The organism is Micromonospora sp. NPDC047548 (assembly GCF_040642975.1).
Taxonomy (GTDB): Bacteria; Actinomycetota; Actinomycetes; order Mycobacteriales; family Micromonosporaceae; genus Micromonospora.
The window spans coordinates 1-24,285 of the sequence record NZ_JBEYTI010000040.1; the positions used below are offsets into that span (position 1 = coordinate 1).

Annotated in this window: 18 protein-coding genes and 1 pseudogene; 10 read left to right on the forward strand and 9 right to left on the reverse strand. The window is 67.1% G+C overall.

All coding sequences use genetic code 11. The features are described from left to right. Positions 1-45: 45 nt before the first annotated feature. The 4 genes from ABZ807_RS27095 to ABZ807_RS27110 all read right to left on the reverse strand — a co-directional run bounded on the left by ABZ807_RS27095 (position 46) and on the right by ABZ807_RS27110 (position 1,763). Positions 46-507 carry a transposase family protein gene (locus ABZ807_RS27095; protein ID WP_357163729.1) on the reverse strand — a complete coding sequence of 154 codons (462 nt, stop codon included), beginning with the start codon at positions 505-507 and terminating at the stop codon, positions 46-48. A 130-nt stretch (positions 508-637) separates the two neighbouring features. Next, positions 638-922: a hypothetical protein gene (locus ABZ807_RS27100; protein WP_357163732.1), complete on the reverse strand. Its 285-nt coding sequence runs from the start codon at positions 920-922 to the stop codon at positions 638-640. Continuing rightward, on the reverse strand, positions 919-1,347 hold the full coding sequence (locus ABZ807_RS27105; RefSeq protein ID WP_357163735.1) for a hypothetical protein: 429 nt from the start codon (positions 1,345-1,347) through the stop codon (positions 919-921). The genes ABZ807_RS27100 and ABZ807_RS27105 overlap by 4 nt, the downstream gene beginning before the upstream one ends. Before the next feature lie 32 nt (positions 1,348-1,379). Beyond that, positions 1,380-1,763: a hypothetical protein gene (locus ABZ807_RS27110; protein ID WP_357163738.1), complete on the reverse strand. Its 384-nt coding sequence runs from the start codon at positions 1,761-1,763 to the stop codon at positions 1,380-1,382. Between the two features lie 164 nt (positions 1,764-1,927). Here ABZ807_RS27110 and ABZ807_RS27115 point away from each other — a divergent pair, with 164 nt between their 5' ends. Further along, positions 1,928-2,326 carry a hypothetical protein gene (locus ABZ807_RS27115; protein WP_357163741.1) on the forward strand — a complete coding sequence of 133 codons (399 nt, stop codon included), beginning with the start codon at positions 1,928-1,930 and terminating at the stop codon, positions 2,324-2,326. 376 nt (positions 2,327-2,702) lie between these two features. On the opposite strand, the gene ABZ807_RS27120 is transcribed toward ABZ807_RS27115, so the two are convergent. Beyond that, positions 2,703-3,884: a hypothetical protein gene (locus tag ABZ807_RS27120; RefSeq protein WP_357163744.1), complete on the reverse strand. Its 1,182-nt coding sequence runs from the start codon at positions 3,882-3,884 to the stop codon at positions 2,703-2,705. A gap of 207 nt (positions 3,885-4,091) precedes the next feature. Between ABZ807_RS27120 and ABZ807_RS27125 the strand changes: the two genes are divergently transcribed. The 5 genes and pseudogenes from ABZ807_RS27125 to ABZ807_RS27145 all read left to right on the forward strand — a co-directional run bounded on the left by ABZ807_RS27125 (position 4,092) and on the right by ABZ807_RS27145 (position 9,668). Continuing rightward, positions 4,092-4,556 (forward strand): hypothetical protein, encoded by a 465-nt coding sequence (locus ABZ807_RS27125; protein WP_357163747.1) that lies wholly within the window; start codon positions 4,092-4,094, stop codon positions 4,554-4,556. Positions 4,557-5,117: 561 nt separating this feature from the next. Continuing rightward, positions 5,118-6,628 (forward strand): annotated as a pseudogene (istA, locus tag ABZ807_RS27130) (IS21 family transposase); the annotation flags it as partial. A gap of 233 nt (positions 6,629-6,861) precedes the next feature. Beyond that, complete coding sequence (gene istB / locus ABZ807_RS27135) at positions 6,862-7,632, forward strand: IS21-like element helper ATPase IstB (protein ID WP_357163750.1); 771 nt, start codon at positions 6,862-6,864, stop codon at positions 7,630-7,632. Between the two features lie 234 nt (positions 7,633-7,866). Next, positions 7,867-8,454, forward strand: coding sequence for a YcxB family protein (locus ABZ807_RS27140; RefSeq protein ID WP_357163753.1), 588 nt, complete (start codon positions 7,867-7,869; stop codon positions 8,452-8,454). Positions 8,455-9,101: 647 nt separating this feature from the next. Beyond that, entirely contained in the window at positions 9,102-9,668 is a 567-nt protein-coding gene (locus ABZ807_RS27145) for an NUDIX hydrolase (RefSeq protein ID WP_357163756.1), read from the forward strand. Between the two features lie 3 nt (positions 9,669-9,671). Here the strand turns inward: ABZ807_RS27145 and ABZ807_RS27150 are convergent, their stop codons facing one another. After that, positions 9,672-11,099, reverse strand: a complete 1,428-nt coding sequence (locus ABZ807_RS27150) for a helix-turn-helix domain-containing protein (RefSeq protein WP_357163848.1) — start codon at positions 11,097-11,099, stop codon at positions 9,672-9,674. A 114-nt stretch (positions 11,100-11,213) separates the two neighbouring features. On the opposite strand from ABZ807_RS27150, the gene ABZ807_RS27155 reads away from it, so the two are divergent. Further along, positions 11,214-11,588, forward strand: coding sequence for a hypothetical protein (locus ABZ807_RS27155; RefSeq protein WP_357163759.1), 375 nt, complete (start codon positions 11,214-11,216; stop codon positions 11,586-11,588). A gap of 349 nt (positions 11,589-11,937) precedes the next feature. Here ABZ807_RS27155 and ABZ807_RS27160 read toward each other — a convergent pair whose 3' ends face one another. Further along, on the reverse strand, positions 11,938-13,185 hold the full coding sequence (locus ABZ807_RS27160) for a MalY/PatB family protein (RefSeq protein WP_357163762.1): 1,248 nt from the start codon (positions 13,183-13,185) through the stop codon (positions 11,938-11,940). Positions 13,186-13,926: 741 nt separating this feature from the next. Between ABZ807_RS27160 and ABZ807_RS27165 the strand changes: the two genes are divergently transcribed. After that, entirely contained in the window at positions 13,927-15,111 is a 1,185-nt protein-coding gene (locus ABZ807_RS27165; RefSeq protein WP_357163765.1) for a hypothetical protein, read from the forward strand. Positions 15,112-15,226: 115 nt separating this feature from the next. Here the strand turns inward: ABZ807_RS27165 and ABZ807_RS27170 are convergent, their stop codons facing one another. After that, positions 15,227-16,408, reverse strand: a complete 1,182-nt coding sequence (locus tag ABZ807_RS27170) for a low temperature requirement protein A (RefSeq protein ID WP_357163768.1) — start codon at positions 16,406-16,408, stop codon at positions 15,227-15,229. An 844-nt stretch (positions 16,409-17,252) separates the two neighbouring features. Between ABZ807_RS27170 and ABZ807_RS27175 the strand changes: the two genes are divergently transcribed. Both ABZ807_RS27175 and ABZ807_RS27180 read left to right on the forward strand, forming a co-directional pair. Continuing rightward, entirely contained in the window at positions 17,253-19,739 is a 2,487-nt protein-coding gene (locus ABZ807_RS27175) for a M14 family zinc carboxypeptidase (RefSeq protein ID WP_357163771.1), read from the forward strand. A gap of 583 nt (positions 19,740-20,322) precedes the next feature. Then, on the forward strand, positions 20,323-22,476 hold the full coding sequence (locus ABZ807_RS27180) for an MMPL family transporter (RefSeq protein ID WP_357163774.1): 2,154 nt from the start codon (positions 20,323-20,325) through the stop codon (positions 22,474-22,476). Between the two features lie 120 nt (positions 22,477-22,596). On the opposite strand, the gene ABZ807_RS27185 is transcribed toward ABZ807_RS27180, so the two are convergent. Next, positions 22,597-24,129, reverse strand: coding sequence for a hypothetical protein (locus ABZ807_RS27185; protein WP_357163777.1), 1,533 nt, complete (start codon positions 24,127-24,129; stop codon positions 22,597-22,599). Between the last annotated feature and the right edge of the window lie 156 nt (positions 24,130-24,285).

Here is a 24,285-nt window from a genome sequence, read left to right on the forward strand (position 1 = left end):
GCAGACCGCGTGAAACGTTGAACTGGCTCAAACCGATCGAAGTGTTCAGCGATTTGGTAAGGAACGCAGTGTCGCCATGATCACTTGAATCCGCCCCCGGTGCTTGCCGGAATACCACGCGTCAATCGTGTCGCCCTTGACGCTGATGGTGGTCTCGGCCACCCGGTCGCAGTCGAACAGCTTCCCGTCCAGGATCACGTACGACCAGCCGTCGGCGGCGACCCGCCGCAGCGCGGTGTGCAGATCCTGCGCTTGGCCGGCGAGCACGGTGATGCCTTCGTGCAGGTAGCGGTAGGCGGTGGCCCGGGAGATCCCGAACCCGGCGCCGAGCAGGGCCACGTCCTCGCCCTTGCGGAACCAGATCAACACCAGCAACGCCTGCTTGAAGCAGGTCAACGCCCGGGTCCCGGTCCGAGTGCCGCGGGCGCGACGTTCAGCGGCGAGCAGCCGGCCGAGGTGCTGCACGAGTTCCCTGGGAACGTCGACCATGGCACGATATGCGATCACGTGGAGTCCTCGGGTTGATGGATCTTGTGGTGAGAACTCATCTACCGTGGGCTCCACGCCCATTTCCAGCAGCACCCGGATCGTCCGGCTCGTCCGTGTCGCACCAATCAACACTTTTGCGTTGCTGAGATCACCTCAGTGCTGCGGCACGTCGAATAGCTAGGACGAAAGGAGAATCCTCATCCTGGGTTTCTTCGTCGAGGTCATCGAATGGGATCGAGGAATCATGGGAAACTCCTCGAATGTGCATCCAGGCCACCCAAGCATCGTGAACATCCGGCGCTGTCACGGTTTCACCCTTGGCCCGCAAGAGAACGGCATATATCAAGAACAGGTCGCTGGAGTCGGGGGGAACTAGCGATTCGTCAACTTGCGACCGTATCAACAAGGCGTCATTGCTCAAGTAATCCGTCATCCGGCAATTCTCCCGACGACTAGGAGCAGGTATAGGCAGGAGAAGAGCCAAGGAACCGTTCGTTCGATGGCGCCTAGCTCTGCATACCTTGGGCGCCATTTCTTGATGGGGTCCTGCTTCAGAATTTCCCACTCATCCGCGAAAACCCTCACGGGTAGCTGTTCTTCAAGGGTACTGATGACGCGAAATTTGGCTGAGTTTAGTTCGCGGTAACTGCGGAGCTGAAGCCACCAGGATGCAGACAGGATGAGCCCGGCAGCACCTATCGCCACGACTATCCATAGCGGGGCTGCCGATAGGGAGGGCATGGCGATCCCTAGAACCGCCACGAATGTCGTCTGCGCCGTCAAGAAGAAGGCATTGGAGGTGGCACGCCGTACAGAAATGCGATCCGCCATTTCGGCCGCCATCTTGTAGAGATCCACAACTATCGGATCAGTTACACGATGTGGCTCCGTCAACGAGCCCCGCCGATAAGTCGCTTCAAGTTATCCCAAGTCCACTTGTAGATCTTATCCGTCGACTCGGCAGCCCTTGGCTTCTTGGCAGCACCGTCCTTGTAGCCCTGAAGCAGGAAGTAGGGGATACCTTCGTCGCGCGCAATCTGGACCTCTTTGGAGACGCCGACAGCCGTGTCGGTGTGGAGGCCGCAAATTACTGGAACCACGTCGCTCGCTCGTATCCGCTTCCGCGCCCTCTCCTCCCAATCGGCTGATGCAATCTTGATTGACCAGTCGTGAATCTCGAAGGGCGAATCGGGCAACTTTGCCTGGCCGACGAGAAACTCCTTCAGAGTGACGTCGTGATCATAGTCGAAGCTGATAAACGCGCGCTTTGCCACTTCCGCTCCAAAAGCCACACATTGTTCCATCACGGACTTGCTGGTTATCGGCCTAAGGCCGACCGAAGTACCGTACCGGACCATGGCCGACGTCCAGGCGATGCTGTCGGGTGCCGGACAGAGGCCCGTAACGCTGGGCTTCCACTCCACTACGTTCGACGCTCATGAAGGGTCTGGGACGATACTGGGGCTATCTGGCGTTCGTCATCCTCATCACGGCTTGGTGGACACGCGCCGCCGGCCCGGTGGCGCTGCTTGTGTTGTCGTTGTTGGTGACGGCGTTCTTCCTGTTTCAAGCCCCGGTTTGGTGCTGCGCAGTCAACCGTGACGGGTCCCTGTGCCGGAACAACTCTTCTGGCCTCTTGCTCGGATGCAGCAAGCGGCAGCGCAAGTGGCAGAAGCTCAGGATGACCATCGTTCCGCATGCCTGGCGGCAGATGAACCGCGGGCTCTGGGCGTCGCCGAGAGAGGCATTGACGACTCTCGGCGCTGTCGTGGCTATCGTGTCCGCACTTGCCGCAACGGCTATCAGTGTTGCCGGGCAGGTGTCTGGTAAAGCGTGAGTGGTTCGACCGCCGCCGGTGCCTCACCGTGCGCGAAGATGAGACGGCGTAGGCCGCACTGCTATCGCCCGAGGCGGATGCGGTCGGCGGGGTACAGCTCGCGGGAGCCGTCGACGCGCGCTGGTGGCGGGCTAGCGGCTCTAAGTTTCGCTTCAACGTCTGACCCTCGGGCTGGGTGACCAACTGGGTGACGACCGGGGCGGCCGACGCCGGACGCCCACGGACGACGGTGGACTGTTCCGGCAGCTCACCCCGGCTACTCGCCCAGCTCGTCGACGGCTGATCATTCTTTCGGGACGAAACAGTCGTACTCCGCCAGCGTGAGAGCCGGTTGACATCCATAGGAGCATCAGTGATGGCTACAAGTAGGTTCTTGTTATCCGTCCTCGTTTCCGCTAAATGCATTGTTGACGGCGTGTCTCAGTGCATTGTTGTCCCCGAACCCATACCAGGTGACGAGCTCCGTGGGATGTTTCACGTATCTGGCGTCTTCCTCAAAAAATGCTGCGGCGTTGGAGAACGGAATATTCGTCACAATTACGCAGCCCGAGTCGAACGATTTCGCAGCGTCAAGCGCCTCCGCTATATCTGTGATCGTAAACTTCCCGCGCTCGCGATACTTGACAATGATGCCCGCACGACCCTCGGGCGACGCCACAAGTAGATCTACACCAGAGTCCGCGCGAGGTCGGCCTACCTCGAACCTTAGATATGTGAGCATGTCGGCAACCATCGCCTCATAGATAGTTGCCGGATGTAAAAGGGTAAGGACGGTACTCGAAAGGACCGCGAGGTAGTCCTGGGCGTCCAGAGAACTTATCTCATTTGGAGAGTGCAGGGCGGAGTTTCTTAGATGGCGCAACCTATCGATTGCAACTGTGACACCTGAGCCAATCAGACCCTTACTTGCAAGTTGGCGTGTAATTGCAAGGACCGAATTGCCGCCAGCTTCAAGTGGACGAACTCGGGCTGCATAGGCGAAGTCTTCCAGCGTCTGTTCGAGAAGGGAGAAACCCATCAATACTGCGCTTTGGGGGGAGGTCTTCGATACCTTCTTGAACTCATTCAGTAGCTCAGACGCGTGTTGCCTGAGTTTGCCCGAGGAGGTCATCAGCATGCCGAATTCGCGAGGGCGGCCTCGCCGATGAGCGGGCTCGGGTTTTCGTTCGGTGACGACCTCTGGCTTGCCCTCTTGTCGGGGCTCAGGCTCAGGCTCCGGCTCCCGTTCAGGCTCCGGCTCAGGCTCAGGCTCAGGCTCCGGCTCCCGTTCAGGCTCCGGCTCCCGTTCAGGCTCCGGCTCAGGCTCCGGCTCCGGCACCCGTTCAGGCTCCGGCTCTCGCGCTGCGCCAAGGTCAGCCGGCTGCTCCGGGGCGATCGCCTCCTGGGCTTCTCGGATGCCGATATCCCACTCAGCCTCAACCGGCCCAGCCCTTAGCTTCGTGAGCGGCTGGTTAAGCAGCGTATTGATCTTGCTGCGAAACAGGAGGACGATGATGATGGCGGTCAGGGGCCATACCAACGTTTGGATGAGGGCCGCTATAAATTGACGCCAGTTCACGGGTGGGATCGTATCCCCCGGCGACCCGCTGCGGCGCGCCCGCTCTGCCGCGCAGCGAGTACCAAGACGTTCAGCCGCGCGAGCCCCCAGCGTTGGCATCCGACCGCCACGGGTACCTAAGTCGGCGTGCCCGAACGTGCGGGGAAATTCACCGGGCCGTCGCTGGGCCGTCTGGGCCGCCGTCGGGCCGTCAAATGACGACCAAAGATGACCGACGACGACCAGCAGCACCCGAAGAACCAGCAGGCCAGCCACCACTTGTTGGCGGCTGACCTGGTGGGCGACGGACGAGTCGACCTGTACGCCGGATTCTGGGTCTTGGATCTCGGGCACGGTGCTGCAACGATGCGACGGTCGGGAGGCGGCCGTGGTTGGACGTCTCTTGGGCCAGTGACGAAGGAGCCGGAGTTGCGTCTGCCCCGTAAGCCTCACCCAGTTGACCGGCCGAGCCTCTTGATCGTCATGATCATATGTGCCGCCCTCGGAGTACTCGCGGTGAGCGGATGGAACGGCGATGGGGGGCGGTTCCAGCCGATCGCGGCGGTCCTCGCCATCGTGCTGTTCGCGTGCTTCCTGATCCTGTTCGCTGTCTTCTGGGCTGGGTGGCTGATGCGGGGACACGAGTTGTGGCGCGAGGAGCGGCAAGAAACGAGAGGCGGCGACAGCGACTGAGAGTGGTCAGGCAGGCGAGCGGGCGCATCCGGCTGTGCTCCGGCGGGTTGCTGCGCAGGCGGAAGCTCATGCTCGATCCGCGCCCACACCTGCAAAGGTTGCGGCGACAGCACCCGAGGCGTGTTGCCCCAGCCACAGACTGGACTCGGCCGTCACGACAGCCAGGGCGACACGAAGACGGCCATCCCTCGTTGTGTGCCTCTTAATCCGCTGGTCCAGGGGATGCCCGGTGTAGCAGCGCCTGTAGCAACGTCGACGGACGACGGCGCACGATCACGTGCTCTTGGCGGGTTGGACCGGGAAGGGCCGGCCGGGGATGGACGCGGTCGGCAGGCTGCCCAGAACTTACAAACGAGGGGTCGGAGGTGCTAGCGGACACTGAAAAATCCTTGTTGACGGACAGTTGAGTCCCTGCTCGCGGACAGCAGAATTCCTGCTGGGCGGTCAGGTGATCTCCGTCTCGGCCACGTGAAAGTGGATCTCTCCGGCCGGTTGGCTGCGGGTTGCTGACCTTGCAACCGACCGACCGGAGAGACCGTGACCAAGTCTGACAGGGAGATCATGGAGATCCTGGAGTCGTACGACCTGACCAGGTGTCCGCATTCCGCGGCGCAGCTGGCGGGGTGTGATGCGAAGACGGTGCGCCGGTATGTGGCGCTGCGCGATGCCGGCGGCGGAGATCCATTGCTGGTCCGGACGGCGCCGCGGCCGAAGCTGATCGACGTGTTCATGCCGAAAGTGGAAGAGCTCGTGGAGGCGTCGAAGGCGAAGATCCGCGCGGACAAGGTGCATGAACGCCTGCTGGCGATGGGGTTCACCGGCACGGAACGCACGACCCGGCGGGCGGTGCGTCAGGTCAAGGTCGCGTGGCGGGCCGGGCGGCGGCGTGCGTATCGGCCCTGGCTGGCCGAGCCTGGGCTCTGGCTGCAGTTCGACTGGGGTGACGGGCCCCGGGTCGCCGGCCGCAAGACGTATCTGTTCTGCGCCTGGCTGGCGTGGTCACGGTTCCGGGTGGTGATCCCGGTTTACGACCAGACGATGGGCTCGTTGATCGCCTGCCTGGATGCGACCCTGCGCCAGGTCGGGGGTGTGCCGGCGTATCTGCTGGGCGACAACGCGAAGACGGTCACCGTCGAGCACGTCGCCGGGGTGGCGGTCAGACACCCGACGGTCGTCGCGGCCGCACGGCACTACGGCACGACGGTCCAGTCGTGCGAGCCGTTCGACCCCGAGTCCAAGGGCGGGGTCGAGGCCACGGTGAAGATCGCCAAGGCGGATCTGGTGCCCACGGACGCGAACCTGCGCGGCGCGTATGCGACGTTCGCCGAGCTGAGCGCCGCATGCGAGCAGTGGTGCGAGCACATCAACGCCCGCGTTCATCGTGAGACCGGCGCCGCGCCGGTGGATCGGCTCGCGGTCGAACGCGGCCATCTGCACGTGCTGCCCGCCGACCCGCACACGGCGGCGCTGGGCGAGGAACGCCTGGTCAGCGAGGATCAGACGGTCCGGTTCGGGTCGGTGCGGTACTCCACGCCGCCCGGACATGTCGGCACGAGGGTGTGGTGCCGTGCCGTGGGCACCGAACTGGTGATCGTCGCCATGACTGCGACGGGCACGGCCGAGATCGCCCGGCATCAGCTGTCCACGCCGGGTAATCCGCGCATCATCGATGCGCACTACCCGCACCACCCGGGCGGCAACCACCCGCGTCCGCCTCGCCCACGGGCCCGCACGAAAGCCGAGGCCGATTTCCTGGCCATCGGCGACGGCGCCCACGCCTGGCTGATCGAGGCCGCCGCGACCGGCACCAGCCGGGTCCGGGCGAAGATGGCCCGCGCCGTCGAGTTCGCCACCATCCTCGGCACCGGCACGGTCGACCAGGCCCTCGGCCTGGCCGCGGCGGCCGGCCGGTTCGACGAACACGACCTCGGCTCGATCCTGGACCACCTCGCCACCCGAGGCGAGCCCGGTGACCTGGTCCGCGTCGACGAGACCTACTCCGCGCAACCCGGCACCGCCTCCTGGGAAAGGTTCGGCCGATGACCCCCACACCCCCCACCCCGGCCCAGTCCACCCCGACATCCGCCGACGCGGGCGTGGTCCTCGACCTCGACGAGGCCGCAGACCTGGCCCGGCTGCTCGACCTGATCGAGGACTGGCTACGTCACGCCGACGACGACGCCCACGCGGACCTGGCCGGCTTCCTCGACGGCAGCGGCCACGGCCACCTCGCCGCGGCCGGCCTGGCCGCCACCGTCGAACAGAGCGCCCTGTCCCTTCACCGCCGACTCAGAAAGGCCCACCGGTGACCCGCCCCGCCCCGGCCCTGCCCGACGACCTGGACAAACTTCTGCGCCGGATGCGGCTGCCCTACCTGCGCGCCGCCGCGCCCGACGTGATCGCCACCGCCAAGGCCCAACGGTGGGACCCCGCCGAAGTCCTCCGGGTGCTGATCAACGAAGAGGTCATCGGCCGCGACGCCGCCACCCGACGGATGCGCCGCAAGACCGCGAACTTCCCCACCGGCAAAACATTCGGCACCTGGCGGCCCGACGAGTCGTCCATCCCCACGCCCACCCAGCAAGCGTTGTCCACCCTGGAATGGATCAGCCGAGCCGAAAACCTGGCCGTGGCCGGCCCGTCGGGCACCGGCAAGTCCCACTTCGTCGAAGCCCTCGCACAGCAGGCGATCGAGGCCGACCTACGCGTCGCCTGGTTCACCCTCGAAACACTCACCGCCACGATCGGCCGGGCCAAAGCCGACGGCTCGACCGCCCGCACCATCACCCGGATCTGCCGCAGCGACCTGATCGTGGTCGACGACATCGGAATGCTGCCCGCCGGTCAGGACGCCGCCGAAGCGTTCTACCGCATCGTCGACGCCGCCTACGAACGCCGCTCGATCGCCGTGACCAGCAACATCCACCCATCCGGCTTCGACACGATCATGCCCAAGACCCTCGCGACCGCAACGGTGGACCGGCTCCTGCACCACGCCCACCTGATCACCACCGAAGGCGACTCACACCGCCTCCAGCAAGCCCTCACCGGCAAGGGAGTGAAAGCCTTGACCTAACCCCCACCGGAGATCACCTGACCGTCAGCACGGAATTCTGCTGTCCGCCCACAAGGAAAACCTAAGGCCATCGGACAGGACTTCGTCCTGACCCTTGACAGGAGGTGGGGTGGAGCTGCCTCACCGCGCATCGACGATGAGGACCAGGTCCAGGCCGTCACCAGCCCGTCAAGGCAGACCGAGGCGACCAATGATGACCACAGGGATGCGCGGCGGTGAGTACGCTTCTCGGTCATGCCCTCGGAGAACGTCACGGCTCATCCCGTGCAGCTGCACTACACCCTCACGTCGGACGATCTACTGGACGGCTTTGCCGCCCAGAACCGCAGCATTCCGCGTCCCTGGTATCTGCGGTGGCTGAGCGCCCTACTGACGGTCGGCTTGCTCGCTGTCGTCTTCGTTTCCTCTGCGGTGTCTGGGAATGTGGCGGCGGGCACCGCTGTGGTAGGTGCCGTCGTCGTGTTCGTCGTGGTGGTGCCCGTCGTCGTCGGGTTCAGCCTGCTGCTGCGCCGGCTCTTCGGCGGCTCCCGCTGGATCTACCGGCTTCCTGTTCGGCAGATCATGCGCGGCAATCCTGCGCTGTCCCAGCCCATGCAGGCCACGGTTACCGACACCGGGGTGTATCTCAGCAGCGCCGCCGGACAATCGACGACAAGTTGGGCTCAGTACCCGCTGCACGTGGAGACGGATCGATCGTTCGTCCTGCTTGCGTCGGAGCGGCGCGGCGGGGCAGTGCTCGTACTGCCGAAGCGGGGGCTTGATGCGGCGGGCCTGGCACCGCTGCGGTCGTTGCTCTCCGCCCACTCCCGCCGGCTTTCCTGACCCGGACAGCGCCGTATCTGGGCGGACCTGTTGAGCAGGACCGGCGAGGCTGACCGCTCCTGTGCCGACTCCTGCCGGTGTGGGCTGCCGAAGAGGTCGTTGGTGCCGCGCGACCCGTAGGACGTGCCAGACCTGTGCCAGGTCGACAGGTCATGCCAGGGATTGACGGGCACTGACGGAGAGAGTGGTTGGCTGGCCGCAGGTCAGCGCCACGCCAGAGCAGGAAAGTTCGAGAGATCCCCCTGGCATTGTGGGGGTCACGCTTTGCCTGACATCCGCAGCTGACATCAACGGAGCCGACCGCCGGCGAACACTAGCGGACGGATGAGGGGGAGGTCGCGGACGTCCCGAACGACGGCGGACGCCGTGACGATCGCCGGACGCGCCTTGTAAGCGAGGCGTCAGGCAGCGAGGCAGCAAGAAGGCAGCGAGAGCATCGGTGCGGGTCGACCCCGAACGTGAACAGACGACGCCCGGCACTTGCTCGTCGACGCGGGTCGTCACCAGCTGGCACCAGCCGACAGCTTGAGTCCGCATCCCCCCGACGGGGATCGGCGTCGGGTGTTCGTCTGGGGCCTCGCATCGGGAGATGCGCCCAAGAGGTGCCGCCTACGGCGTGGTGTGGGTTCGGCGCGGATACTGGCGGGGTGGTGGAGAAGCAGGCGACGGAGTTGACCCGGTGGACTGTTCACGGCGAGCGGGTGGTGGACGACACCAGGCGGGCGCGGCTGAGCATCGCCGAGGTGGAGTTGCCGGACGGGGTGCGTTTCGAGCAGTACGTGATCCGGGCTCCCCGGTCGGCCATGGTTGCCGTACTCGATGATCGGGAGCGGCTGTTGTTGATGCGGCGGCATCGGTTCGTGTTCGACCGGTGGGTGTGGGAGTTGCCCGGTGGCTACGTCGATGGCGAGGAGCTTCCGGCGGTGTGTGCGGTGCGGGAGGTCGAGGAGGAGACGGGCTGGCGGCCTCAGGGGGTGGAGCCGTTGCTGTCCTTCCAACCGTGGGTCGGTACTGCCGACGCTGAGAACTTGCTCTTCCTGGCCCGGCAGGCTGAGCACATTGGTACGCCCGTGGACGTGAACGAGGCAGAGCAGGTCGCCTGGATTCCGCTCGACGAGGCGTACGGGCTGGTGTCCCGGGGTGAGATCGTCGGTGCTGGCACGGTGATTGCGGTGCTGGAGCTGGTGGCGCGGAGGGTTCGGGGGGAGCTGTGATGGTCAGCGTCGGGGGCCGAGGGTGGCGTCGATGCGGCCGGTGAAGTGCTGGACGGTGGGTAGTCGCCGGTGTGGGGCGAGTTGGGTTTGCAGGTCGCGGAGGTAGCGGACGGCTCTGGCGGATCGTAGTTGGGTGGTGAGGGTCAGGGCTTCTGCGCCGATGGTGCAGGCCTGGTCGGGTTCGCCCTGTTGGGCGTGGACGCTGGCGAGTAGTGCGAGGTTGAAGGCTTTGCCGCGTACGTAGCGGTTGTCCATGCGTAGGGATCGGGCGGCGAAGCGTTCGGCGTGGGTGTTGCGGCCGAGGGCGTGGAAGCAGTGTCCGAACTTGGCCGACAGGTATGCCTCGTCGAAGTAGCTGAGCCATTGTGGGTCGGTGCTGCGGTCGGCCCGGTCGAGGGCTTGTTCTGCCTGGTGCAGGGCGGCGGCGCAGGCCCGTTCGTCGTTGGCTTTGGCCAGGGCGTGGGCTTCCATGACGTGGGCTTCGGCGGTCAGGACGGTAATCCCGGCGCGGCGGGCGGTCTGGCCGGCGGCGCGGGCTAGGTCGAGGCCGGTGGTGGTGTGGCCGAGGTAGGTGGCCTGGTGGCTCATCGCGGCGAGGATCTCCGCGCCGAGGCCGTCGTCTCCGGCGGCGTGGGCGAAGTCTAGGGCGAGGGTGAGGTACCGCTGGGCGATGCCGTGTTCGGCCGTGTCGTATGCCTGCCATCCGGCGAGTTGGGCCAGTTCGGCGGCGGCGCTGAGCAGCCGTTGACCGGTGGGGTGGTCGTACCGGCCGTCGGTGAGCAGCGGGGTCACCTCCTGGTGGAGGTAGCGGGCGACGGTGTCGCGGGCGTGCCCGCCGCCGTACTGGTTGTCTAGCCGGCGGTAGGTAGCGGTCATCGCGCGGATGGTGTCAATCTCCGGTTGACCGACCGTGCTGCGTCCGGGTTGGGTGACCGGGGCCGGGTCGGGTGCGGTAAACCAGCGCAGCGCCGGCAGGGTGTAGCCGGCGGAGCTGAAGGCCACCTGCCGGAGTACGTCTCGACGGTTCACGTCACCTCGCCAAAGCTCTGCGGCACTACGTACGTCGTCTTGCCAGGTCCGGTTGACCGGCAGCTCGCTGGGTCGACTGGGGGTGAGCCGGCCGGGGTCGGCCGGCGGCGCGGCCTGTCGGGGTGCCAGGCCCATCGTGATCCGCGCCTGGTCGGGCATCCGGCATCCGTCGGCGATTCGCTCCAGGACGTCGATCGAGGTGACCTTGCGTCCGGCCATGATCCGGCTGACGTAGCCCTGTTCCAGCCCGACGGCGGCCCCGATCCGGCTCTGACTCGCTCCGGTGAGACGGGTGATCCAGCGGAACAGGCCGCCGATGTCGCGGGCGGCCAAGGCGGTCAGTACCTCGCCGTGCGACCACGCATCCTCCGGTATTCGCAGTGGATCGAGCGGATCGAGCAGCACGGCGGCTCCCAGCGTCGCGTTCCGACTACTCAAGGTGTTCAGGCCGACAGCCTAGGGCGACCGTTTGCGCTGGTCGAGCCGTCCCATGTCACCGTGACATGACTGCTGGCCATGGAGCGGCCCGTCGACGGACGGGATGGTCGGCGCATGTCCTTCGATGTCGAGAACCCGCCCGTGGAGCCGCCCGCCGAGTGCCAGCACCGCCTGCTGTGGCGACTGGCCCGCGCCCTCTGGGAGGCCCACCGGCCCGACAGCGCCGGCTTCTGCGTGGTCGCTGGCTGCTGGCACACGAACCAACGCGACCCCTGCCGGCTGGCCCAGCTCGCCCAGGAAGGGATGCGAACCGCCTGCGGCGAAGCCACCCCCGCCTCGCCGCCCTGGATCGCCGTCACCCGCGAGCGCCTGGCGGCCGGGGACATCGACCCCGCGGACGCCGTCGCCGAAGCCCTCTGGCATCGCCGCCACACCCCCAGGACGGGGCGGTGACCGATGGGAGCCCTCTACACCTCAGCAGCCTTCCGCGAGTACGCCAAGGCGCAGGTGGCCCATGCGGACATCCTGCTGGCCAAACACGCCGAGTCGGCCCTAAGCCTGTGCCGGTGCGGCCGACTCCACCCCTGTGACGACCGCCAGCACTGGCTACGGATGCGAGCCCACTTCGGGCGGTTCCTCGTCGAGCAGCGGTACAGCAGCGAAGTACAGCAACCCCACCCACCGAACCCGACTCGAAGCGACCCCAGCAGGCCGGACGACCTCGCATGACACCCGATCCGACCGCCCTGCCGAGAGTTCACACCGAAGAGGTCACTGGTTCGCGGCACCTGGGACCGAGGGCTCATCCCGCCGACGGGCGATGCGTGTCGACTGCCCGGCCCATGCGGGCGACGGCGTCGGTGAGGATCGCGGGCGAGGTGGCGAAGTTGAGCCGGACGAAGCCCGCCCCGCCGGTGCCGAAGACGTGCCCGGAGCTGAGAGCGACCCGTGCGCGATCCAGGAACATCTTTGCGGGCCCGTCGACGTCGCTGGCCACGCCGGGTTCGCCGTCCGACTGTCCGGTGTCGATGCCCAGCGCCGTGCAGTCCAGCCAGGCGAGGTAGGTGCCCTCGGGCCGGTGGTACCTGACGGACGGCAGGTGCTTTGCCAGCAGCGTTTCCAGCAGCGAGCGGTTGGTGTCGAGGCCGTCGAGGAGGAGGTCGAGCCACTGCCCGCCGGCGCGGAACGCGGCGGTGTGCGCGATGACGCCCAGGTGGCTGGGCCCGTGGCTGACCTCTTCCGGCATGCGGTTGAGGTCGACGGCGGCCTGCGGCCCGGCGACCGCGAGGGCCGCCTTGAGGCCGGCGAGGTTCCACGCCTTCGAGGCGGAGATCAGGGCGAACGCGTTCTCGGCGCCGGCCACCGTGAGGTACGGGGTGAAGTGCGCCCCGGGGAGCACCAGGGGGGCGTGGATCTCGTCGGAGATCACCCGCAGGCCGTGCCGGCACGCCAGTTCGGCGACGGCCTCGAGCTCGTCACGGCGGTGGACGACGCCGGTCGGGTTGTGCGGGTTGCATATCAGGAACGCCGGCCGGCGGCCGCAGGCCCGGGCCCGGCGGAAGGCCTCGTCGAGAGCGGCGAGGTCCATGCGCTGGTCGGGTCCGAGTGGGGCCTCGATCACCTGCCGGTCGGCATGGCTGACGAAGGCGTAGAAGGGCGGGTAGACGGGGGAGCAGACCACCACCGCGTCTCCGGGGTCGGTCACGAGCCGGAGTACCTCGACGACGCCCATCATCACGTCGGGTACGACCGTGGCGTGGTCGACACGGAAGTTGTGCCAGCCCCAGCGCCGGGCGGCGAAGTCGCTGAGCGCCTCGGCGTACGCCGTCCCGTGCGCGTATCCGGTGTCACCGAGGTCGATCGCGCGGCGGAGCGCGTCGGCCACGGAGGGAGCGAGGGGTACGTCCATCTCCGCGACCCAGAGGGGGAGCACGTCGGGCGGGTGCATGCGCCACTTCACGCTGGTGCGCTGCCGGAGTTCGTCCAGCGTGAGCAGGGTGAGCGGATTCTGGGCCGCGGAGCCGTCGGCGACGGGGGCAGGGCTTGCCATGCCGCCCACCCTAGGCCGTATGTCGACATCGCCGTCCGGCCCGGTGCCGACGAGCGCGCGGCCCGGTGCTGTCGCTGTCGCTGCGCCGGCCACTGACCCTCCGGTCAGCGATGTCGGGACGGGCGGACACGTAGCCGGCTCTGATCGTGAAACTGCGTCCGTACCGGCGGCCCTCACGTTGACCGCGCTTCCGGCTGTAGGCCTGGACGAGGTGGCCAGCGCGCCAGGCAGCCATGACGACCCTCCACGGCGAGGCGGGAAGGAACCGGGCGAGCGCGGCGGCGACCGGTTGCCGCGTTAGCTTCGAGGAGGGGTGCATTTCGATGGCCGGTGCGCAGACCTTGGTGTTGGGGGCGACCGACGGTCAGGGCGGCGCCGCCACCGAGGCGTGCGGCCAGGAAAGCCTGCGACAGCGCGGCGTGGTCGGGCAGGAGCGCGGTCAGAACGGGCAGTTTGCACCTCCATGCTGGCTACCCGCTCACCTTTGAGGGTCGCTGACTGCTTTACCCGGGTTGCGGGCCATACCTCAACACCTGCTTCCGCCTGCCGATTTTGCACAAATTGAATCGCCGTTTGGACGTGCCTGCGTGAAATGGCGCGGTCGCAGTTTTGGGCGTATGAGCACTATGCTGCCGCCATACCGGAAGGCCGACGGCCGGCGCGAAAACGACGGATGGAAGCGCTGGCCTTGACCCGGTCGTCCGAGAATGCCCCCATACGTCCGAAGCGACGTGGAGAGACATGACCAAGAAGATGCGAGGTTTGGCCGCTGTCCTGCTCATTGCCCTTTCTGCTGCGATGATCATAGGACGAATCACCGGTGCGAGCCCGTTCGACATCAACTTCGGGGCGGCGTGGCCCAAACTTGAAGCCATGTCCGACCCGGATCTGACGAACAACGGGCAGACGGCCGCGGCGGCCGATCTATTCAGCGGGACCGCAACCCTCGCCCAGCCGAGTGGGTCCCCGTTTCCCGACGCCATCGGCGGTCACGCCGAGAGCACCTCGGTCATCTGGAACGGCCAGTACCTCATGTATTACCGGACCTTCATCAGCCCGGCGGGGACCACCTGCTCCATTCCGCAAGGCGTGGCGATGGCGACTTCGAGCGACAGCGGAGCCACCTGGACACCGGTGAACGGAGGACGTCCGTTGCCTGCCCTGCAGACGGTGCAGCAGGGCCAGAGTTGCAGCTTTGACGACAGCGTCAACAGCACCTGGGTGTACGCACCCGACGTCATCGCCGACGGATCCCGCCTCGTAATGGTGTTTGAGCAGCGTGACCACGACCCGAACTACGTCGCTCCCGGGCAGGGACGGAGCCTGCACTCCATTCGATACGTCACCAGCACCGACGGGCGCAACTGGTCGAACAGCATGCTCCTGCTTCGACCTGGAGCGGTCGGTGCGTGGGACGATGAGGTCGGGACGCCCGATATCGAAAAGGATGGGACCGGCTACCTCCTGACGTTCCACGGGCACGACGCGACTGGGCGTCTGAAGCAGATGCGCGGGGCAATTTGGCTCGACGCGCTGGCTGGTGAATACACCGGCGCCCGTCAGAAGATCAACCTGTCGCCGACGCCGGACTGGGCCAACTTTGGAGTAGGTAGGGCGGACATGACTCGCGGGCCCGACGGCTACTGGTACATCGTCTTCGAGGCATTCTCGGGCGCCAGCGGAGAGTGCGGTCGTACGGACACCAAGACGGTGGTCGGCATCGCGCGTAGCACTGACGCCATAACCTGGTCGGTGGCACCAACGCCGTTGATCTACGGCCGCGACGGGCTCAGCTGCGGTTACGACATGCCCTCCTGGCAGATCCTCGGCAGTGTTCGAAGCATCGTCACGCCCGACGACCCGCCGGAGGGTGGCAGCCTGGTGCGCTGGGAAATTGTCAGCAAAGCAGCGCTGGGCGAGCCGTAAGCTCCTTAATGAACTTGCGGGTGCCCTCGCGCCACGCGTTGAACTCGTCCGACCGGCCACTCGCGAGGATCCACAACAACCACCGGGTACCCGGTGAACGTTGGTGGACACCGCACTAGCCGGGCGGTGACGGCGGCTCGGGTGGGCGCCCGCGGGTGCGGGCCGCGTCGGCGATGGCGATCGCGGTGAGGACTGCGATGGCGGCGATGGCCGCGAGTAGGGGCGGCATGAGGAGCATCGGCGGTGTCAGGGCGGCCAGCACGAGGACGCCGATCGGCTGATCTCGGGACACGCGGGCGAAGACGGCGAATTCGAAGCCGGCACGACCGGCCAGGAACAGCGCGGGTCCGCCGAGGATGACGGCGACCCAGGCTGGTTGGGTGTGCCCGAGCGGATGGGCGATGACGAGTTCGTTGCCGACGGAGCTGGCGACGATGCCGGCCAGCATGACCAGGTGGGCGACGAACGCCGATCGGGCAAGGCGGTCCGGGTCGCGGGCGGCAGCGATGGCGGCGGGTAGCAGTTCCCCGGCCCGGTGGACGTAGATCCGCCAGAAGAGCGCCGTGCCGGCGAACGACACCACGAACGCTGTCGTCCGATCAGCCGCGAAGCCGCTGTCGCTGAGGGTCGACGCGGTGACCAGGATCAGCTCGCCGAGCGCGATGATGAAGAGCTGCCGGATTCGCTCGGCCAGGTGCTCGGCCAGAATCGGGTACTCCGTTTTGGGCGAGCGACCCAGCCCCGGCGTCGGGTAGCGGAGCATGCCGCTCGTGTAGTCCACCGCAACCGCCAGCGTCCACAGGGCCCCGCGCGCCGTACCCGGCACGAGGGCACCCGCGATCCACGGCACCGCCGACACGCTGAACCAGAACAGCAGCCGCATGCTTCTGCGTTGCAACTCGTGGCCACGCAGGGCGAGGGCGAGGAAGAGTTGGCGACCGATGTGGATGGTGACGTATGCGCCGGCGAAGGCCAGACCTCGCTCGCCGAACGCGTCGGGCAGCGCGACCACCATCACCAAGGTGCCGAGCATGGTCGCGGTGACCAGCAGCTGTATCGCCGGCCGTCGCGGGTCATACAGGTCGGTTATCCACGCTGTGACGGCCCAGACCCACCACATGGCCACCAGCAGTACCAGCGTGCGGAAGGCGCCGCTCCACCTGAGATCCTCGGTCAGCCCGTGCGAGAGCTGGGCGAGCGCGACGACAAACACGAGGTCGAAGAACAGGTCCAGGAAGTTTCCCGGTCGCGGATCCCCGGGTCTTCGCAGCAGCTTCGCACCGCGCGTGGTCGTCATCGGCTCGCCCGTTCTGCCATCTTTCTCCCAGATTAGAGGGCATTCGTACCACGTGCAGCGCGTTGACGACGGGTGTGCGGCCGCCGTACCTGGGCGGACGACGGTGGAGGCCGGCCCGGCGCCCACGCCGTGCCCACGTGTGTCGCGATCCTCGCCCGGCATGTGGGCGGGGCACAGCGGTCGGACGTTGGCCCACAGCCAGGAGCCACACGACCCACCCGGAGCCGGCCGGACAGGCCGGGACGTGAGGGACGCTCGTCGTACGAGCGCCCGCCGAGCACCCACTCGTCACTGGGCGTCACTGACAGCGCGACGACGGTTATCCGGTTTGGGATGAAGCAGGGTCTGGTGCCGTAGTCGTCCGCACCCATGGGCAGACCCGGCACCCGGTCGCGCCTTTCGCCGCCGGCTGCGACCGACGGGGCGCGGCGAAGCTCAAGATTTTCTCAACTGCGCACGCCAAGATCCATTCAGGTTCACTGACGCCGTTAGTCTCTCCGCATCCGATTGCGCGGCCGCCCTGCCGGAGACCCGTGTCCAGGTAAGACGTTGCTCGAAGAGGGGCTCGGGCGAATTGAAGGCTGTCGTGAGGCCAGGGTGGAGGGAGGGCCCGCTTCCTGATCACGGCGGTCGCGCTCCCGGCCTTCCGACCCTCTGCCCACGCGCGAACGCCCAGCCGCACCCAGCTCGCTCACGGCCCTCCCGAACGTTTTCACGACGGCGACCATCGTCGTACCCAGGCAGCCCGGTAGCGAGCTCAGTACGACCGTCCTGAATGCAACGGCCGACCCACACAAGGGTCGGCCACCACCTCAACCACACGCCACAAGCAGAAGGAGGGGAGATGCGACGCACACAACTGCGCATCGCGCTTCTCGCGCTGCCCGCCCTGGTGGGGAGCGTCCTCATGGGGACCGCGCCTGCGCCCGCAGGCGCGGAACCCGCGGAGTCGACAGCCACGGCGGGCTCGGGGCGATCCCACCTCGAGAATCCGGAGCTGGCACGCCTCGTACGCATCCAGCTGACCGGCGCCGACATGCTGGACAAGGTCGTCGCCGCCGGCTTCGACATCGAGCACGGCCTCAAGCGCGTGCCGACCGGCATCGAAGGCGAGGCGGTGGTGACCGCCGAGCAGATCGCCGAACTCGAGGCGATGGGCGTCAAGATCCTCGGCGACGACGAGAGCTTCGCATGGAGCGACGAGACCGACAGCCGCATCCAAGCCTTCGGCGCAAAGGCTGTCCAGCCGTTCAGCCACGAGGAGACGGTACGGATCGCCCGCGCCGACTGGTTCACCACAAAGGGCCAGGGTTTCCTCTACGTCGAGGCCCGTACCACCGAAGGGCAGCAGACGAACCCGATCGTCACCATGCAGCTCGAGAACGACTCGGGCCCGGGCCAGTCGTTCGGCTTCGCCCGGACGATGAGCCGGTTCGTTGACTCCGGGCAGTACATGTTCCACCGGAACCTGTTCAAGCTCGACGCACGCCCGAACCAGATCCGGGTCACGAGCTCGACCGGCGGCGTCGCCACCGGCTTTGTCTCCAACTGGCTGGAGGACGGTGCGCCGCCGCTGACGGCGAACCCGGCCTACAAGTGGAACTTCGTCGACGGCTACAAGCACCCGCAGCAGCTCTACAGCCGCGCCGAGGAGATCGCCCGCCAGTACCCGGACATCGCCGAGATCGTCTACCTGCCGAACAAGACGAACGGCTACCAGCGCAAGGCGGAAGCCACGATCGGCGGTACCGGGCAGGCTGCGGTCGTGGTCAGCTCGGCGGCGTGGGGCCACGAGGGTGGCAACGACATCACCGTCGAGTTCGTGGACCGGCCGGGGGCAAACCTCCCGCTTGCGGTCGAGGTGGTGGGCAAGGCGGTCCGTGTCCTCCTCGCGAAGGACGCCTCCGGTGGGCTCGCGAGTACGGCCGCTCAGGTGGCGGCGGCGCTGCGGACCCATTCCCAGGGCCTGATTGACCGGGCGCACCCGTACCGCACCAACGCGGGCACCGGCATCGTCGCGTCGACGTCCGGCCCGGTCGCGCTGACCGACTTCCTCGACCAGAAGCGCGCCGGCGCACCGGAGGGCGAGGTGCCGCGCGGCTCGGCCACGATTCCCGTGCTGCGGATCGGCAAGCACCGCGACGGCAGGAACCCAGGCGTCCTGATCCAGGCGCAGGACCACGCCCGCGAGTGGGTGCCCGCGACGACCTCGCTGGAGTCGGCCGAGCGTCTGGTGCACAACTACAAGTCCGACTGGGAGACGAAGAAGATCGTCGACAACACCGACGTCTTCCTCATCCTGTCCAACAACCCCGATGGGGCGAACTACAGCTTCTACAACTTCGCCTCGCAGCGCCGGAACATGACGAACCACTGCCCGGACGACAACGCCGATCCGGCCCGGCGTAACTCCTGGGGCGTCGACCTGAACCGGAACTACCGGGTCGGGTCGGCCCACGACGGCTACTCGGGCGGGTCGACCAGCTGCGTCAGCGACACCTACCAGGGGCCGGAGAAGCTGTCCGAGCCGGAGTCGAAGAACATCATCTGGCTGGTCGAAAAGTACCGGAACATCAAGTTCATGATGTCGGTGCACTCCAACGGCGGCCAGCTGTTCTGGCAGCCAGGCGCCTACATCGCGGACGGGCGGATCACCACGCCGCGCCCGCCGCTGGGTGACGAGGCGTTCTACTGGCAGTCGGCCGCCCGGATCCTGTCGCAGGTCAAGGCGCACCGGCAGACCGTCGTCACGCCGGAGAACGTCGGCGGCTCGTCCGACGTCCTCTACTCCTCCGCGGGCAACGTGCGCGAGGATCTGTACCACACCTACGGGATCTACGCCTTCGGCTGGGAGGTCGGCGGCTCGATCTACAACCCGGCCACCGGTAACTGGCAGGGCGGCTCGTTCCAGCCGGCGTGGGTGGGTAACCCGGAGCTCGTCAGCGGCCACGCCGAGACGATGGAGTACGCCAACGGGATCATGGAGATGTTCCGGGTCGCGGCGGACTGGGGCAAGGACAACAAGAAGCCGACGTCCAAGCTCGTTCCCGGCGCCGGGAAGTACACCGGGTCCGTCGACGTGCACTTCGAGACGAGCGAGCCGGCCACCATCTACTACACCACGGACGGCAGCCGGCCCACGCTCGAGTCGCCGCGCTACGCGGCGACCGAGTTCCGTGAGCCGGGGCAGGCGTTCCACGTGACCGGGACCACGACGTTCCGCTGGTTCTCGGTCGACACCGCCGGCAACATCGAGCAGAACTACGACCCGACGAACAACGACACGCGCAACAACTACCGCACGGCGACGATCACGGTCGTCGAGCAGTAGTCGTGCCGTGCGCCAAGCCGCACATCCGGTGATCATTGCCTCGTCAGTGAGGGTTCGCCCGCACTGACGAGGCATGGTCGCGCATGCTCAACCTGGCTGGCGCGGTGGCAATCCAGCATGAGGTAGATCGGCTCTCGGTGACCTCTTCGGCGGCCCCGATGGAGTCAGCTGCCCTGTAGCCATCCTCGCCTGCGAGGAAGGCGCAGATGAAGCAGCGGCCGGAGCGGACGTGCTGCTCGTAGGCTTCGTGGTCCATCGGTACGCGAGCACCAAGGTCGCCCATCTCGGGGATCGTACTTGAGGACTGGCGCCCGACGGACCGCCGGGCCTGGGATCTGCTCGCGGTCCGGCCCTGCCGCCGTCCCCATTCGGGCCTCCGCAGCAACGCCGGGGAGGAGGCGCGGAAGGGCCGGGGGCCGCCGCAATGGCCAGGCGCGGGCGCGTGTCCAGGTCAGAACGTCGAGATAGGAGCGCTGGTCGAGGTTAGGATGCACAAGGGGTGGCGAAGGCTGCCCGCAGGGTGAGGGGCGCCGATGGGCGCCCTGGGCCCCAGATGTCGGTGTGCCGAACACTCGGGGGAACCATGTTCGAGCGGCTGGGTAGATTCGTTGTAGTCCGGGCGTGGTGGGTGATTGTCGGCTGGGTGCTCGCGGCAACCGCCATCATCCTCGCCACACCGTCGCTGAGCGACATCACCTCCGCCGATCAGGGCAGCTTCCTGCCCCGCTCGTACGAGTCCGTGCAGGCCATCGAACTCGGGAAGAAGGCGTTTCCGCAGCAGGCCACAGCGACGGCGACCATCGTGGTCAAGCGCGCCGACGGGCAGTCGCTCACGCCGGCCGACGAGGCGACGGTGGGCCAGCTCGCCCAGTCGCTCAAGGCCAGGAACATCTTGCGCACCTCCGGCTACCTCACCGGCCCGCAGGCCGTGGCGGCGGACAGGTCGGTGCAGGTGGTGAACGTCGGGCTTGATGCGGTAACCCCGGACGACCCGGCGCTGCTCGACGCCGTACGCGATCTGCGGGTGGCTATCGGTCCGGAGCTGGCGGGCAGCGGGCTGACCGCGGGTGTGGCCGGCGACGTAGCGAGCTTCGTCGACAACGAGGACACCTTCAACAAGGCATTTGCCGTGGTCGGCATCGCGACGATCATCCTGATCATCGGGCTGATCCTGATCATCTTCCGCAGCCCCATCGCCGCGCTGCTGCCCGTGGTGGTCATCGGCGTTGTCATGGCCGTCACGAGCGGGCTCGTCGCCGCGGCGGGTGAGGCGTTCGATCTCAATGTGAGTCAGGATCTGCAGACGGTGCTGCTGATCGTGCTGTTCGGCATCGGCACCGACTACATTCTGTTCCTGCTCTTCCGCTATCGCGAGCGGCTGCGTGCCGGTGACGACAAGCGTACGGCGATGATGGTCTCCGTCGAGCGGGTCGGCGAGGTCGTCACGTCGGCCGCCGGAGCGGTCATCGTCGCGTTCCTCGTGCTGCTCCTCGCTTCCCTTGGCTTCTTCGGCTCACTCGGCCCGGCGCTCGCGATCGCCGTCGGCGTCATGCTGGTCACCTCGCTCACGCTCATCCCGGCGGTCGTCTCGTTGCTCGGCCGATACGTCTTCTGGCCCTCCAATGCGTGGCGGCGTGCCCCTAGGGCCACTGTGTCGCGCCGTCTCGGGACCATCATCGGGCGCCGTCCGGCGCTCGTCGCGGCGGCATCCGGCGCCCTGCTGGTCGCGCTCGCCGCAGGCGTGTTGACCTACAAGGCCGACTACGACTTCAGCGCCGGCTTCCCGCAGGACACCGAGTCGGCGAAGGCCGCCGCGGACATGCAGCGCGGGTTCGCCGCCGGTGCGCTCGCCCCGACCGAGGTCTACCTGACTACCGGCGACGGGTCAGCGCTGACCGAGCGACAGGTCAGCGACTTCGCGGCGGCCGCGGCGGGCGCCCCGGGAGTGGGCCGGGCGCAGCCCCCGGAGCAAAGCAGCGACCCGAGTGTGGCCCGGGTCAACCTGTTGCTCAATGAAAACCCGGTCTCCAACGAGGCGATCACGCTCGTCCGCGAGGAACTGCGCGACGCCCTGCACGCGGCGGCCCCGCCCGGCACCCGGGCGGTGGTCGGCGGACCCACCGCGATATTCGCGGACATCAACTCGGCGAACAACCGCGACCTGTCGGTGATCCTGCCGGTGGCGGCCGCCCTGATCGCGCTTATCCTCGCGCTGCTGCTGCGCAGCCTGGTCGCGCCGATCTACCTCGTGATAGCGGTGCTGCTCAACTTCGCCGCCACGCTGGGCGCCACGGTCTATCTCTTCCAAGGGCTGCAGGACAAGCCCGGGGTCACCTTCCAGCTGCCGATCATCCTCTACCTCTTCGTGGTGGCGATCGGGACCGACTACAACATCCTGATGATCGCCCGACTGCGTGAGGAGGCGCGGGAGGGCAATGAGCCGCACGAGGCCGCCGCAATCGGAGTGGAACACGCCGGCCCGACAGTCGCGGCGGCGGGGCTGATCCTTGCCGGGACGTTCGGGGTGCTGATGCTCGCGCCGATCTCGTTCCTGCAGCAGATGGGCTTCGCGGTGGCGATCGGCATCGTGCTGTCGGCGTTCGTCATGTCGATGTTCTTCGTCCCCGCCCTGACCGCTCTGATCGGGCACCGGGCGTGGTGGCCGGGCCACGGCGACGAGCGGCCGGCCGGTGGGTCGCAGGCACAGCCGGAGCCGGCGAGCCCGGCGAACGCGTAGCGGGCGGCGGGTCACACGGGGCGAGTATTCCGCAGGTCTCCGGCCAACGGTCGCCGATCCCGCAGGGCTGGAAGGCCGGGGGAGGACTCGCCGCGTACGCCGGGACATCACCGGATCAACTCAGCCCCGGCACAGGGGCACGTCCGGCTCGACGACGGTCCGGTTGACGATGTCCTTCTTGAGGAAGTCCGCCTCCTTCGGGATGCTGACCTTCAGTACCCTCTCGATCGCCTTGGCCAGCGGTTCTGACATATTGATGCCTTCACCGGCTCGCACGGTCAGGACGAGCGTGGATCCCCGGCATTTCACGGCTGGTCCGGCCAGTGGCAGTCCCACCCGGCCGGCCGCCGAGCCGTTGGTCAATCCGATCGAGGCCACGACACCGACGAACGGCCCGGCGCCCGCGACCGGCAGGCCGATCATGAATCCGAAGCGGAACTCCGCCGCCACGACGATGGCCTCGACGCCGATCGACACGCCGCGCAGCGACTCCACGATGCTCTTCTTCACCGAGAAGGTAGGCGTCAGGAGGGATGAGCCGACGTACCCGATAGGGCCGTCGAGCCCCCATTGGCCGGTGGCCTTCAGGTTGCCGTTCTTCGCCGTGAACGCCGTTTCGACGAGGAACTTGAACGTCTGCTTGAGGGTCGCGGGGAAGCCCCCGATGATGATGGGCTGCTTGACCTCGATGGGAAACTCGATCTTCGCCTTCTTGTTGTCGCTCAGCCCGCCCTCCGCGCCGGCGGCGATTGTAATGGCCAGTCCCTGGACCCCGTCGATGCGGAACGCCGGGTGCGGAACGACGCCGTTCGTCACCCGGATGTCTCCCCAGACACGCAGGTTCTTGACGAGCAGCTGGATATCGAAGTCGACCTTGAGGCGCGCCGCAGCCGTCGAGTGCTCTGCGGACAACCCCAGCTTCGAGTTGTCCTTGTACGCCGACACGTCCCAGTCGCCGACCTTGCGCTGGATGCTCCTGGCCGCCGGGTCGGGCCCTGGCCCGCGCGCCGGGGCGAGGATGATTGGCGGCGCGGCGAGCCGGAAATCGGTCGACCTGATGGCGTTCAAACCCAGTCCGGTTGCCTTCGCGGCATCCGGCATGACCGGCGTCGTCCCGGCCGGGGCCCCGTTGACGACCTCCCCGAGCAGATCGGGGAGCGGGCTGAAGGTCTGCGACTCGAGATCCAGCGCCTGATCAATCTTGAAATGGCCGTCCCGCACCACATCGGTCAACTCCACCGGGGCCAGGGTGACGGCCTTGTCGCCGCCCGCCGGCTCAACCTTCGCCACCCGGCCAAGTGCCTCGTTCGTGGCGAACATGATCTTACCGGGCGCAAGGTCGGCTACACCCTTGGCGTCGCCATCGATCACGTAGGTGAACCCGTCCTCGCTCACCGAGCGGATGACATTGCTGCCGCCAGATACGAGCACAACGTCCGGCTGATAGACCACCGACCCGTCCGGCTTTGGGGCGTACCCGTACTGACTGCCGGCCGCACCGGACCCGCCGGAACCGGCCTTGCCGCATCCGGCGGCCAGTACGACGAGGCACATCAGTGCCGCGATGCCGCCGAGCAGGCGTCGAACCACACCGTAACCAGGCGTGCCATCGTGGCCGCTGTCGCGTTCCGTCAGGAACGGATGTGTCGTCATGTGCCAAACGCTAGGCCCTCGGGGCCGCCGCCGAATCCGGTGTTTCCCTATGCATGATGAGTCGGCACGCATGCTGCCGTCGGATCGGTGACAGTGCGTTGCACCGCACCGGTACCTGATCAACGATGCTTGCCTACGGGTCGATCCCCCGATAGG